At 36.5% G+C, this 14,440-nt stretch carries 13 protein-coding genes; 7 read left to right on the forward strand and 6 right to left on the reverse strand.

The annotated features are described in order from the left end of the window. The first annotated feature begins 175 nt into the window (after positions 1-175). Positions 176-349 (forward strand): hypothetical protein, encoded by a 174-nt coding sequence (locus tag AC1DCY_RS14355; protein ID WP_477351134.1) that lies wholly within the window; start codon positions 176-178, stop codon positions 347-349. Positions 350-436: 87 nt separating this feature from the next. Further along, the gene (locus AC1DCY_RS14360; RefSeq protein WP_477351136.1) at positions 437-1,267 is read left to right on the forward strand and encodes an aldo/keto reductase; all 831 of its coding nucleotides are present in this window, start codon (positions 437-439) and stop codon (positions 1,265-1,267) included. 50 nt (positions 1,268-1,317) lie between these two features. On the opposite strand, the gene AC1DCY_RS14365 is transcribed toward AC1DCY_RS14360, so the two are convergent. The 3 genes from AC1DCY_RS14365 to AC1DCY_RS14375 form a co-directional block, all read right to left on the reverse strand. Further along, entirely contained in the window at positions 1,318-3,486 is a 2,169-nt protein-coding gene (locus tag AC1DCY_RS14365) for a 5'-nucleotidase C-terminal domain-containing protein (RefSeq protein WP_477351138.1), read from the reverse strand. 602 nt (positions 3,487-4,088) lie between these two features. Beyond that, entirely contained in the window at positions 4,089-4,928 is an 840-nt protein-coding gene (locus tag AC1DCY_RS14370) for an RluA family pseudouridine synthase (RefSeq protein ID WP_477351140.1), read from the reverse strand. A 54-nt stretch (positions 4,929-4,982) separates the two neighbouring features. After that, positions 4,983-5,408, reverse strand: a complete 426-nt coding sequence (locus AC1DCY_RS14375) for a disulfide oxidoreductase (protein WP_477351142.1) — start codon at positions 5,406-5,408, stop codon at positions 4,983-4,985. 189 nt (positions 5,409-5,597) lie between these two features. Here AC1DCY_RS14375 and AC1DCY_RS14380 point away from each other — a divergent pair, with 189 nt between their 5' ends. Both AC1DCY_RS14380 and AC1DCY_RS14385 read left to right on the forward strand, forming a co-directional pair. Then, positions 5,598-6,713, forward strand: a complete 1,116-nt coding sequence (locus tag AC1DCY_RS14380; RefSeq protein WP_477351144.1) for a GAF domain-containing sensor histidine kinase — start codon at positions 5,598-5,600, stop codon at positions 6,711-6,713. Positions 6,714-6,725: 12 nt separating this feature from the next. Further along, complete coding sequence (locus AC1DCY_RS14385) at positions 6,726-7,373, forward strand: response regulator (RefSeq protein WP_477351145.1); 648 nt, start codon at positions 6,726-6,728, stop codon at positions 7,371-7,373. Between the two features lie 76 nt (positions 7,374-7,449). Here the strand turns inward: AC1DCY_RS14385 and AC1DCY_RS14390 are convergent, their stop codons facing one another. Then, positions 7,450-8,568: a response regulator gene (locus tag AC1DCY_RS14390; RefSeq protein ID WP_477351147.1), complete on the reverse strand. Its 1,119-nt coding sequence runs from the start codon at positions 8,566-8,568 to the stop codon at positions 7,450-7,452. 606 nt (positions 8,569-9,174) lie between these two features. Between AC1DCY_RS14390 and AC1DCY_RS14395 the strand changes: the two genes are divergently transcribed. The 3 genes from AC1DCY_RS14395 to AC1DCY_RS14405 all read left to right on the forward strand — a co-directional run bounded on the left by AC1DCY_RS14395 (position 9,175) and on the right by AC1DCY_RS14405 (position 11,413). Continuing rightward, positions 9,175-10,098, forward strand: a complete 924-nt coding sequence (locus AC1DCY_RS14395; protein WP_477351149.1) for a helix-turn-helix transcriptional regulator — start codon at positions 9,175-9,177, stop codon at positions 10,096-10,098. Positions 10,099-10,165: 67 nt separating this feature from the next. Continuing rightward, the gene (locus AC1DCY_RS14400; protein ID WP_477351151.1) at positions 10,166-10,906 is read left to right on the forward strand and encodes an effector binding domain-containing protein; all 741 of its coding nucleotides are present in this window, start codon (positions 10,166-10,168) and stop codon (positions 10,904-10,906) included. Positions 10,907-11,134: 228 nt separating this feature from the next. Next, positions 11,135-11,413: a hypothetical protein gene (locus AC1DCY_RS14405; protein WP_477351153.1), complete on the forward strand. Its 279-nt coding sequence runs from the start codon at positions 11,135-11,137 to the stop codon at positions 11,411-11,413. Positions 11,414-11,573: 160 nt separating this feature from the next. Here AC1DCY_RS14405 and AC1DCY_RS14410 read toward each other — a convergent pair whose 3' ends face one another. Then, on the reverse strand, positions 11,574-12,485 hold the full coding sequence (locus tag AC1DCY_RS14410) for a cation diffusion facilitator family transporter (RefSeq protein WP_477351155.1): 912 nt from the start codon (positions 12,483-12,485) through the stop codon (positions 11,574-11,576). A 254-nt stretch (positions 12,486-12,739) separates the two neighbouring features. Next, the gene (locus tag AC1DCY_RS14415; RefSeq protein ID WP_477351157.1) at positions 12,740-14,068 is read right to left on the reverse strand and encodes a hemolysin family protein; all 1,329 of its coding nucleotides are present in this window, start codon (positions 14,066-14,068) and stop codon (positions 12,740-12,742) included. Positions 14,069-14,440 lie beyond the last annotated feature (372 nt).

Genomic DNA, 14,440 nt, shown 5'->3' on the forward strand with positions numbered 1-14,440 from the left:
AGTTACACCAATAATTAAAATTAAACTCATGGAAGAACCCTCCTCATGTTTATAAAGAAATCTCTTTTTAGTATAGCCTATCTACTTTAAAAATGAAACGACATAGAGGAATAAAATATGTCAGAAATGGTTCAGAAATAACTATTTCGGGAAAACTATAAGAGAGGTGATAATAATGGAAAAAAAGGTTCCGAATATCGAAAACGGTACAATGGCTAGAAATTTTAAAGATTTACAGGATTTAGGAAAGCAGATGGAGCATTTACGTGATGGTCTAGAGCTTGTAGAAGACGATCGGATTCCAGATCCTATTCAAGTAGATGATTATGGAGAGGAAGCGAAAGATTAATAAGAAATTACCCCGAAAATTTTCCTTATGTTTCTTAAAACCAATTTTTAGTATAATGGAACTAGGAAAAGAAAGGGGTTGTTATTCTTGAATTTACACTCAACAAAAACATTAGCAAACGGTGCGGAAATGCCTCGCTTTGGCTTAGGTGTTTACAAAATGACAGAGCGTGATGAGACTTTACAGGCTATTGATAAAGCTCTTAAATTTGGCTACCGAGCTATTGATACGGCTTCTCTTTATGGTAATGAGGCTGAGGTGGGCGAAGCTATTCGTCATTCAGGCGTAAAACGTGAGGATATTTTTGTGACGACAAAGGTTTGGAATAATGACCAGGGCTATGATGAAACGTTACGAGCTTTTGAAGTTTCATTGAAAAAGTTAAATATGGACTATTTAGATTTATATTTAACCCATTGGGCAGTACCAGAAACATTTGAAGAAACGTATAGAGCAATTGAACGATTATATGATGAAAAATTAATTCGTGCAACAGGTGTCTCAAATCATCATGAGCATCATATACAAAAGCTATTAGCTAAAGCAAATATTGCACCAATGGTCAATCAAATAGAGGTGCATCCATATTTACAACAAAACGCATTACGAGCATTTTGTAGTGAGCATGGAATTGCTGTTACCGCATGGTCTCCATTAGGTCGTGGCGGTGTACTTGATAACGCTACGATTATGGAAATTGGTCGTGAAATAGGGAAGACAGCTGCTCAAGTAGTGCTACGCTGGCATTTGCAAAATGATACACTTATTATTCCAAAGTCTGTGACACCTAGTCGTATTGAGGAAAACGCACAGCTTTTTGATTTTGAATTAACACTAGCTCAAATGGATAAAATAGCTGCGTTAAATCGCAATGAAAGATTTGGGCAGGACCCAGATAACTTTAAATTTAATTTTTAGTGCAAAAGAAATCCCGCTCTCTAATTTGAGAAGCGGGATTTTCAAATGTATTATTTAGATTCTTTTACAAAAGGAATGTAGTTAGAAAGCATTTTTGCCATATGTGCACGTGTAGCGTAGTCACCAGGCATAAATTTGCCGTTTGCGCCGCTAACAATCTTTAAGTCTTTCATAAGTGCAATAGCATTTTGAGTTTCAGTGTCGTATTTAGAAATATCGCTGAAATCAGCTTTTAAACCAGTTTTTGCATCGTGTTGTAGGTTGTATGCACGAGTAAACATTAAGGCAAGTTGAGCACGAGTTACTTTTTCATTAGGATTGAATTTACCATTCACACCTTGTACAATTCCTGCTTCAGCAAGTGCTGTAATTTCTTTTTGTGTTGCAGGATTTACATTCGCAATATCAGAGAATGTTGTTTGACCTTTTGCTTCAAGCTTTAAGGCACGTGCGATAAATGATGCAGCTTGTGAACGAGTTAAGTTTGCATTCGGTGAATATGTTGTTGCAGAAGTACCGTTAGCTAAATCACGGTAATAAAGGTCACGCACATATCCTTCTGTTTCTGAACCTTTTGCGATATCTTTAAATGGAATTGTTGCGATAATACGTCCTTCTACTTTTGGATCAACTTTTTTCAGCGTATCTAAGTGTTCGATAAACATTTCATAGTCAATCGTACCAGGTTCACTTACACGGCCGTCCTCATAAACTTTTTTCAGTGTATCGTAGCCGTCTCCACCTTTAGCAGTGAATGTATTTGTTGCCGCCTTATAATAGGCTGCTTTATCTAGTTCTTTACCATTTAATTTAATTGATTTTACACGTTTACCAGCTGGTGCTTTTCCGTCAAATTCTACTTGTAAACCAGAGAAGTGTAGGAAGCCACCGAATTCTTTCGGGAATTCTTTTACACTATGTTCAGCAATTTCGTAGATTTCAGCACCTTTTAATTTTACGATACCAAGAGCATTACCGAATGGCATAACTGTCATAACTTCGCCAACAGTGATATCACCAGCGTCAATACCAGCTCGGATACCTCCACCGTTTTGGAATGCAAATTGTACTTCTGGATCAATTTTCTTAGCACCAGCAAGCATACCATCAGTAATTAAGTTACCAAGGTTTGTTTCCCCAGCACGAACGCCCCAAAGATTACGACCGCCATTTAGTGGTGAAACAGCTGTATTACCTGTTGATTGATTTAATATTTTTGAAATTTTCTCTTTATATGGAGCTAAAAGTGCTGTAGCTTCAGGATCTGCTTCTACAGGCTTTTCTTTATCATTTAAAGCATGTAATTGACCGAAGTAGTCAACAACGGCGCCATTATCGTTGAATGTTAAGTCTAATTCACCTAAATTTTCGCTATATTGACCTGTTTGAACGATAATTGTAGGGTTCTTAAATGGTGTTTCAGCTTTCACAGGCTTGTCTAATTTAGAATGTGTATGACCACCTACGATTACATCAATACCTTCTACAGCTTTCGCTAGTAATTGGTCATTATCCCAATCAGCGGAGTCATCGTAGCCTATGTGTGTTAATGCGATAATTTTGTTAACACCTTGCTTTTCAAATTCTGCTACTGCTTTTTTCGCAGAGTTGATATAGTTTGCAAACTGGACGTTAGCAACGCTTGAAATCGTAGGTGTTTCTTCTGTTGTTAAGCCGAAAATACCTACTTTTTCGCCATCGATTTCTTTAATAATACCGTCATAAATTTTACCGTTTTTAAAGTCTTTTGTGACTGTTTTGAATTGTAAGCCATCGAATAAAGAATCTTTTGAAAAATCTAGATTGGATCCTAGTAATGGGAACTCTGCGCCCTTAACGAATTTAGAAAGTGCAGCATGTCCTTCTGGGCTTGATCCTAAATCGAACTCATGGTTACCGAAAGTCATGGCATCATAACCCATTAAGTTCATTAATTTCATATCAGTTTCTCCAGCAAATTCGTTAAAGTATAAAGTACCAGAGAAAACATCACCAGCGTCTAAAAGAAGTGAGTTTGCGTTTGCAGCACGAAGTTCTTTTACTTTTGTTGCTCGCTTTGGAGCGTCCTCAACGTGTGCGTGCGTGTCATTTGAGTGTAGAATTGTTAATTTGAAACCATCTTTCGTAGCTGTTGCTTCCGCTGCATGTGCGGCAAAACCTGGTGTAGCTAGTAAACTAGCAGCTAGAGTTGTTGCTGCAATACTTTTAACCCATTTCATCAATGAATTCCTCCTCATAATTAGTCAGATGACTGACAATTTACTCTAATTCTACCATGAAAAAAATCCAACGTCATTACCAATAATGGAAATGCATATTAAAATTACTGTAAAAAATAGATGAAAAAAATGTAAAATGATATATATATACTTTTTTAGAATTATAAGTAAATAGATTGAAATATATTAGCCTCATCACGAGAAAGTAGGGAATATTTCAGTTCTGACGAGCGCTTTCCTAGGTAAGCATTGCTCATTTGCTCAGTGGATGTTTTTTCTGGGGCAGTTCTTGAAGGTGGAGAGGTAGTAAAAACAATCAGTCCCGGTATAATGCCACAGAAGTACAGGGGCGCCCGATGAGCCGCTTCGCTGCAGGGTCTCTTCTGTGACGTTGATCCCCAAGGAGTCGTCAAGTCTCGACTCCAATCAACTTATATACATGACATACTTTTTTACAAATATTATTCCCAACCTTTGATGATGAGCCTAAGTAAAGGAATATTTCTTTTCTCGATATCAATGTCTTCAACGGTTAATTTAGACATACAAAAACTGCACCTACTATTGTTAGCTGTTCAACAATAGTAAGTGCAGTACGTTAATTACTGCTGATCCTTTACAACGATCGTCTTATTTAAAAATGGATGCTCGAATTCCAATTGGATAGCATGGAGCTCATAGTCGTCACTTGCCGTTTCTCTTGCTCCATACATTGTATCTCCAATAATCGGATGACCGATATGTGCTAAATGTACGCGAATTTGATGTGTTCTTCCTGTTTCAAGAATTAGATGAACAACACAAGAGCTTTTATAGCGCGCTACAACTTCATAGTGTGTAACCGCATGCTGTCCAGTTTTTGAAACGACACGTCTTGTTGCATGATGTCGGTCTTTTCCGATTCCTTCAGAAATCGTGCCGGATGAAGAGCGTAAATTTCCTTGTACTTCTGCAGCGTATGTTCGAATAATGGATTTTTCTTCAATCATACGGTCAAAGATTGATTTTGCTAAAGGATGTTTTGCTACAAGTAACAAACCTTGTGTCCCTTTATCTAAACGATGGACATGCTCCGCATAAGTGCCGCCTTGATCTTTAATATGAGCCATAACATGATTCATACAAGTGTGAGTATCGCGTGCATCATTTGGATGTGTCGACATGCCTTTAGGTTTGGAAACGATCAAACAATGGTCATCCTCATAGACGACATCAATTGCACAAACCGGTGTCGGTTGATAATTAGATGTCGGCATAGGGAATGTGAATTTTATGATTGTTCCTACCTGTAGTGGATCATTCCACTGAATAGGCTCTCCGTCAATTGTTGTGATAGCCTTCGCCATTCGCAATTCATGGACTATTTTTTTACCAAGTCGCCAATGATTGCGTAATAAATCCTCGACTGTTAAATTATTCGTATTTATTTCATAATGAAACATAAATCTTCCTCCGTAGAAAAGACCGTATTCCAATTGTAGAACACGGTCTCGTAATTAATTTGCTTTTTTAGCAGCCTTCATTACATAAAAGCTTGCCCCTGCAATTAAAATAAATGCAGTTAGCGCTAAAAATGGTATTGTGATAAAACCTAACCAGTTAATATATTCACCAGTACATGAAACAAGGCCACAAGAAGGTGCAGTTTCAGCTAAAAAACTAAGCTTTTGAATACCATAATGGTAAAGTGATATACTGCCTCCCATAATGGCAAAAACAGCTGTTGTTACAGCAATACGTGCATTTTTTTGAATAAAGGCAATCGTTGTCATAATGACAATTGGATACATGAAAATTCGTTGGTACCAACACATTTTACAAGGTTCATAATGGCGAATTTCAGAAAAGTATAAGGAACCCATTGTTGCAACGACAGAGACAATCCAAATAAATAATAAGCCATTTTCCATTTTTTTAGACATAGTAATTCTCTCCTTATTATAACCATGTACTTGTTCGATTATAGTTGTTCTAGTTTTATATGTAAATTAACTTACCCAAAATAAGGTATATTCTTATAAATCAGTCTAAAGTATGAATGGCTGAGGCAGACGTTCCAGACTTTGAAATGTTATCATTAAAAATAGTAATGCCAAAGAAGAGGTGTTTTTGTGAGGGAGAATGATCATTCCAATATTGGTATTTTAAAAGAGATTGCAGAGTTATTAAACGAAGAAACTGAAATTGTGTCGATGTTAAAGGGAGCACTTGTGAAATTTTTAAATGGCACAAATTTTGAAACAGGCTGGATTTTTTTTATCGATGAAAAAGGGCGCTCAGAGCTTGTTGTCCATGTCAATTTACCAGAGGCACTGGAGTATAAAGGTTGCCATTATTTAGAAAAAGGTGGCTGTTGGTGTGTTTCCCGCTATCGTAACGAGGAATTAAAAAAAGCCTCTAATATTATTGAATGTCAACGTATTGAAAGTGCAATTGCAGCAAATGTTGGCGATCACGAAGGCATTACACATCATGCAACAGTGCCGCTTCTATCTGGACATGAGCGTTTTGGTGTCTTAAATGTTGCATCGAAGGATACCGTGCGTTTTTCAGAGGAAGAGCTAGCGCTACTTGAATCGGTTGCATTTCAGATGGGATCAGCTATTAAGCGTATTTTGCTGACAAAGCAGGAGCAGGAAATGGCCCTTGTGAAGGAGCGTAATCGTCTAGCTCGAGATTTACATGATTCCGTGAATCAGCTACTTTTTTCGGTTACATTAACGGCGAGAGCTGGTATTGAAATGACAAACGACTGTGATGTGAAGGAAACGTTTAAGGAGATTCAGCACTTAACACAGGATGCCTTAACAGAAATGCGTGCTCTTATTTGGCAGCTCCGTCCAAAAGGATTAGAAAATGGTTTACTTGAAGCGATAAAAGTGTATGCTGAAATGCTTGGCCTTAAGCTTCATGTAACGGTCTCAGGTGTACTGCAATTCCCATCGCGTATCGAAGAAACATTATTTCGGGTAGCCCAAGAAGCACTTAATAATGTTCGTCGGCATGCTGGTGTGCTGGAGGCTGCACTTTATATTACGGTTACTTCTACAGATATTTTACTTGTTATTCGTGATGAGGGACGAGGCTTCGTTATCGATCATAACACGAAGCTACTGTCGATAGGCTTGCAATCCATAAAGGATCGTGCAAAATCAGTTGGTGGCAAAGCTGACTGGGTTAGTGAAATTGGCAAAGGAACAGAGCTGTTAATCCGCTTGCCATATTAGGGGGGGAAGAGTATGATACGTGTTTTAATCGCAGATGACCATCATGTAGTGCGTCGTGGATTATTATTTTTCTTAAAAACACAGAAAGATATAGAAGTTGTAGGAGAAGCGAAAAATGGACTAGAGGCAGTAGCTTTAGCGGAAAGTATACAGCCAGATATTATACTCATGGACTTGGTAATGCCTGAGATGGATGGGATTCAGGCAACGAAGCGTATTAAAGCTAAGTTTCCACATATAGAAATTCTAATGCTGACAAGCTTTTCAGATCGTGATCATGTAGTGCCAGCAATGGAGGCAGGAGCTGCAGGATATCAGTTGAAAGATATTGAACCTGATGAGTTGGTATTGTCCATTCGTCGTATTATGAGAGGCGAAAATACAATACATCCAGATGCAACAACAACTCTTGAAATGGACCGCCAAGAATCAAATAATGCACCTCATGTTTTAAACCCACTAACACCTCGTGAACAGGATGTGCTTGCAGAGCTTACAAAAGGGAAAAGTAATCGAGAAATTGCGTCCTCTTTATTCGTTACAGAAAAAACGGTGAAAACTCATATTTCTAATATTTTCACAAAGCTCCAAGTGCAGGATCGTACGCAGGCGGCGCTTTATGCTGTGAAGCACGGGCTAACAGAGGGTAGCGGTGTATAAAATAAAAAAATAAGTAAAACGGCGAGTTCCTACAAATTGTAGTAGCCCGTCGTTTTTTAATGAATGAATTCTTTATTTACTTTTGAACAAAGAAATTGTTAGAAATATCAATTAACGTAGAGCTTGGCGAAATTGATAGGTCATCTTTTAGTTTCTGTTCATAAGCGAGGAATACTTTGTATGCCTGTTCATGAAACCCCGCATTTATTAAAATGTGTAAATAGTGCTCAAGTTTTTGTTCATTATATGGATCAAACTCTAATAGTCTATTTAAAAAATTTAATGCCTTATCAATATCCGTTAGTAAAGTTGCTTGAAAACCTTTTTCTAATAAATCTATGTATGATTTCGTCAGCTTATCTTTATAGGCAGTAGCCCACTCATAATCATCATAAATGAGTAGTCCATTTTTATAAATTGAGAGACATTGATTGATCAATGAAATTGGTGGGAATTCTAACTTCGTGAAATCCTCATAATATCTATGAAAGTCAAATAAATCACAAAGGATGTTCGGTTTCTCGAAGATATAGTATTTGTTTGAAAAGATAATACAGTTTGCATAACCTATATTATTTAAGGTTTTTCTTAAATAAGAAAGAGCGGTATGAAGATTCGATTTTGCTCGTACATAGTCTAAATCAGGCCATAGAATTTCAATTAAATAATCCCGATGAATAGGAATGTTTGGATGTAATATGAAATATACAAATAACTCCTTTGTTTTTTCAGTTTTGAAGGCAACTAAGCTGTTGTTGCTATATGCGGCAAATTGATTAAAGCATTGTACGTTTAACATAGTTTTCGAAGCTTTTTTAATCATTTGCTGAATGGAATATTCATGCTCAATACGAGAAATAGTTTTTTCTAAGCGAGCATGACTAATTGGTTTAAGTACGTAGTCAAGACCTCCGATTTCATATGCTTGTAAAGCGAATTCTTTATATGAAGTTATAAAAATAACACTAACATGTGGACGATCAGTTTTGATCATATCAGCTAATTCAAGCCCAGTTAGATCATTCAGCCTTGCCTCTAAAAAAATCACGTCAAATTCTATTATTGGAAGCTCATTTAAAAATACTTCTACACTTGTAAAAGTTTGAATTACCTGTATTTGCTGAAATGCTTGTAGTTTATTTTGAAAATAGTGTAAAGCTAAAGGTTCATTGTCTATTAAAACGGCTCGAATCACATCAAAATCTCCTTTTTACAATTAAATTGAAAACCATTAAACTCTAGTTTGTTGTTTTGAAAATGCTTTTCGAATATAGGGTGGGCACTAAAAAGTAAATTCCACATAAAATTAAAAATTTGACACCAAAATTTATCTCTTTGTATTCCATAAGTTAGTGTCGGGTCTCCTCATAGGCTATCTCTTCATACAAGATTTATCTGCTTAGCTTTTTCTCGATGATGGCTTGTGCTCCATGCTAAACCTTTATACATAGAAATTTGGACTTCCACAAATAGTTACTATAATGTTTTCTACTTCAGAGTTTTCAGCGTCCCTATATAGAGGATAAAAATTTTATATGTTGTGTTAAGAGAATTGAAATAATTAAGCGTTTATTGTTAAAAACAACGGTGTTATAGAGAGATTAAAAGTACCTTAGTTGTTTTTTTCTTATATTGTAAAAATAGTGTAATGAATGTAATAATTTATTAGGCGTTATTATAGTACATTTGACTTAAATAAAACTCAAAAAGTACTTAAAAAATACTTAAAATAGATAGGGAAATAGTAGGTAAAGCGTAATTAGCATAGGATAATTAGGATTTATAATAAAGGAGTACAAATATGAAATTAGAGCGTCTATTAACGATGACAATGATTTTAATAAATCGTAAAAAAGTGACAGCCCAGGAGCTTGCCGATTTATTTAATGTGTCAGTTCGTACTATTTATCGAGATATTGAAACATTGAGTTGCGCTGGGGTTCCGGTTATTAGCCAGCAGGGGGTTAATGGTGGGATTAGTTTAATTGATGGCTATCGAGTTGATAAGCAGGTGCTGACAAAGGAAGAGCTTACTTCACTTTCTATTGCCATTAAAAGTGTGCTAACAACATACGAGAATTCACATGCTGAAGCAGTGCTTGAAAAATTAACAGGTGTTGCAGATGAGGAAATTAAACAATCTATCGATCAACTATTTATTGACCTTAGTCCTTGGGGGCCAAATGTTATTTTTAAGGAACAGATTACGTTATTAAAAAATGCGATTGAACATGAGCATTGTATAAGCTTTACGTATTCTACTACACATGGTTGTATAACAAGACGATTATTAGAGCCGCATACTTTAGTACAAAAGGGAAAAGTTTGGTATGTTTATGGCTATTGCACAATGAGAGAGGATTTTCGCTTATTTAAAATTTCTAGAATGAAGGATATAAAAGAAGATGTGACGACATTCCAGCGCAAAGAAGTCAACTTGTCTGAACTCCCTTGGGATAAAGAGTGGCATCGTCCTCAAAATATAGTAAATCTTACGTTATCTTTCGATTCTGCAATAACGACATTAGTAGAAGAATCATTTGGCGCTGAACATGTAGATAATGAGAGTTCAACTATTAATATTGCATTGCCTGAGGATGAATGGTTATATGGCTTTCTTCTTAGCTTTGGCCATCGCCTAAAAGTTTTAGAACCACCTCATATAAGTGAGATTGTGCTAAAACGGGCGCAGGAAATTGTTAAGTTGTATAAAGAATTTGAATAGATGACATACAGATGTCAAGTTTCCTTTGTTATAGTCAAAGCAAATAGAACGAAGGGTGGATTTAATAATGCAAAGTTATTGTCAAAGCTGTGGAATGCCTTTAGTGGATGAGGCTTTACTTGGTACAGAAAAAGAAGGACACAAAAGTCAGAATTATTGCACATATTGTTATGAATTAGGAGAGTTTAAGCAGCTAAATCTAACAGTTCAAGAAATGATTGAAATTTGTGTACCGCATTTAAAAGAAGATGGTATGGCGGAAGAGGAAGCACGCCAAATGTTAGCTTCTTTTTTACCAAGTTTAAAGAGATGGAGAAAGCATGACATAAAAGAACCGGTTGTGATGAATAAAGAATCATTTCAAATCGTAGGAATTTCAGCACGAACAAGTAATGCGAAAGAAATTACCTCCCAAGCAAAAATCTCGCAATTATGGACGAACTTTTATCAACAAGATGTAACAGGACAAATAGCTAATGCAGTAAATCAAGTAATATATGGTCTGTATTCTGACTATGAAACAGATGTTAATGGAGAGTATTCAATTACACTTGGAGTAGAAGTATTAGCTACCGACGAAATTCCTGAAGGTATGGTCGTAAAAACAGTACCAGCTGCAAAATATTTAGTTTTTACTTCTAACAAAGGTCCATTTGAAGAAGTTGTCGTAAAAGCATGGCAGGATGTTTGGGCTTGGTTCGCAAGCTCAGGTGTAGAGCGAACATACACAGGTGACTTTGAAATGTACGATGAACGATGTGCCAACCCACAAGAAGCTCAGGTCGACATTTATATTGCAATCAAATAATTAAACAAATTAAGCTTCCTGTCTATGATGGATAGGAGGCTTATTTGTTGGTTTACATTTTGAATATGGAGAAAGCATACATTTCTATGAGCATGTACAGTATGATGAAAAGGGATATTCTTACATTTAAGAGGTGAATAGTTACAACGGAAATTAATCCTCATGATGGTGATAAATCGTTTATTGCTGTAAGAAGAGGATAAAGAAAACTGAGGGAGGAGTAGTTGTTTGGCTAAGAAAAAAGTAGGAGACATTTTAAGTGTTACATCGTTGTTACCCGCGATAATAAGTGTTATTTTTTTCTATATAAAAAGAGGGCCTGATTTTGATATTTATTTTGGTATCACCGTGTTTAGCATTTTATCAATCATCGGTATTATATTTGCAGTAGTTTCTTTGGTATTGTCTATAAAACGTATTTTCGGTTGGATCGGTCTAATCGCAAATGTATTATTTTTGGTTTGTGCTTTTCTATTACAATTAGCAATGGGAATCGGTGAACCATAAACCTTTTCGATGTTGAAGTTCAAGCCTAAACAATCAATTATGCCGAGGCATAATTGTAGCTGACGCTTTGCTGTCGCTACATAAAACAATTGTAGCTGACGCTTCGCTTTCGCTACACAAAACAATTGCTGAAAGAAGTTAAAAACAAGTCTCTTACCAATCAATTGGTAGGAGACTTGTCGACATTTGCTGGAGGAGGAATTACTGCTATTTCTGGCTCAATATGCACGAGTACCTGGCAGAAGCAATTTTCATGAGTAACGGTTTTTTCAATTTCCTCTGTGATTCGATGACTTTCAAAGACATTTAAGTAAGGATCGACGGTCACTGTTACGTCGATAAAATGCATATTGCCATGAGCACGGCCCTTAAAGTCTATGAGCTTGACCACCCCGTCAACATTGCGGATTAAAATGGATAATGTCTCTACCTCTTCAACATCAAAGGCATCTGTGAGGCTTTGAACTGCTTCCCAAAAGATTTCTACAGCTGTTTTAATAATAAGAAGTGCGACGAGAAGAGCTGTTATTGTATCGATAATGGGGAAGCCGAAAATTGCTCCAAAAATCCCGATGGCTGTACCGATACTGACAAGCGCATCTGAGCGATTATCATAGGCTGCGGCCTTAACGGCAGCGCTTTTTATTTTTTGAGACAGTGCCAAATTATAGCGATAAACGATATACATCACTACTGCACTGCCGATGGCCACATAGGCTGTTAATAGCGATGGCACTGTGTCAGTCGGCTCCCATAGACTTTTTATCGAATTGGTGAGTACTTGTAAGCCAACAATTAGCATGATAAACGATGCAACAAGTGAAGCAACGGTTTCAGCACGTAAATGTCCGTATTGGTGATTGGAGTCAGGTGGTATTTGGGCAATCCGTAACCCAATTAATACCGCAATGGATGCGATAATATCAGTAGTATTGTTAAGTCCATCTGCTTTTAATGCTTCTGATGTTCCGATATAGCCAATCGTCAGTTTTATTGAGCTCAGTATTAAATATGTGCCGATGGATAACCAGGCACCTTTTTCCCCTTGACGTAAATTTGTATAGAGCTCCATTTTGTTTCCTCCTAGCAAAACTTTCGGACATTATAAAACGACCCCCTTCTCGTGTAAGGGAGTCGTTTTTTGCGTATATATTTATTTTTTAAGTAGAAGCTCTTGCCACTATAGGATGTGAGCAAAATACTATTTTTTCCCTGAATGGTACAAGCGCGATTTTTATCTTACCATATCAATACGATAAGGCAATTTATCTTCTTTCAGCGCTTGTCCAAACGCAATTATGCCGTGGCATAATAGATTTTAGTCAATTACTCATCGTTGTCATTTGATAAATCACGTTCAGGTAATTTCAGAACTTCTAAGTATAAAATATGGTGACCATCTAATTCTTTTGCGATAAATTCATAGCCTTGTTCTTCAATACTGTCTCCTTCGACTGCATCAAAGCGCATTGTCATGAACCAACCACCGATTGTATCAATATCATCATCTTCTATGTCAGTACCTAGCATATCATTAACGTTTTCTACTAGCATCTTCGCATCTAAAATAAAGTGATCTTCTGCAATTTCCTGAACCTCTGGAATTTCATCTTCATCGAATTCATCTTGAATGTCGCCGACAATTTCTTCAATAATATCCTCAATCGTAACTAGTCCAGATGTTCCGCCATATTCATCCATTAAAATGGCCATATGAATGCGTTCACGCTGTATTTTTAGTAACAAATCGTTAATTTGCGTTGTCTCCATTACTCGAATAATTGGCTGCATATAGTCAATCACTAGTTTATCGCCATTTGCAGGGTCTTTAATGTAAGCAGTTAATAAGTGCTTCATATTGACTAAGCCGATAATATGGTCTTTGTCACCATCGATAATTGGGTAACGAGTGTATTGCTCAACGCCCATTAAATCGAAAACCTCTTTAATCGTTAGTTCTTTTTCAATACCAACGATTTCAGTACGTGGGACCATGATTTCTTTCGCAAGACGATCAGAGAACTCAAAAATACTGTTCACATATTCATATTCTGAAGTATTAATTTCTCCACCTTTTAAACTATCCGACAAAATCATACGTAACTCTTCCTCAGTATGGGCTACTTCTGATTCTGACATCATTTTTAAGCCGAAAAGGCCAGTTAAGCCACGTGCAGATCCGTTTAACAGCTTAATGATTGGATACGTAATGTTGTGGAATAAAATTAATGGGCCAGAAAGATTTAATGTTACAAATTCTGCTTTTTGGATGGCAAGTGTTTTTGGCGCCAATTCCCCTATAACTACATGCATAAACGTTACAATTGAGAATGCAAGTATAAATGAAAGGACCGTAGTAAAATTTTCACTCAAATTTAGAAATTCAAACACTGGATTCAAAATAATCTTAAATGTAGGTTCACCAAGCCAACCTAGACCTAAAGCAGTGATCGTAATACCTAATTGACATGCAGATAAGTATTCATCTAAATCTGAAATTACACGTTTTGCATTTTTTGCTTTTTTATTCCCTTCGGCAAGCAATTGATCAATTCGTGTGGATCTTACTTTAACGATTGCAAATTCGGTTGCAACGAAAAATCCTGTCATTATTATTAGTAGGGCAAATGCCGCCAACCTTATGGTTATTTCCATTATGTCTCCGTCCAAATAATTCCTTTGTCCCCGCCCGAATGAGGGAGGTAAACAAAGTGTACACCTCCTATGATTTTAAAAAATTGTTGAATGATTTAATCATAAAATATTTACTTGCAAAACACAAATATTGACAACAATTTTTTTAACTTATTTCAGCGGATGTCCAAACATCCGCTGAAATAGAGGAACTCAGTCTAAGAGTGCCATGTCCTGTGGCAATTTATCTGCAAAAATATCTGATGTTGCTGTCACTTCGCTTTCGCACAAAAAAATCTATTAGCCCAAAGCCGATTCCAGACGCATTGTTTATCTGTAGCGACAGCTACAATTATGCAGAGGCATAATTGATTTGATTTTGACACCGTAAAT

The sequence above is a fragment of the Lysinibacillus sp. 10T31 genome (assembly GCF_056394365.1).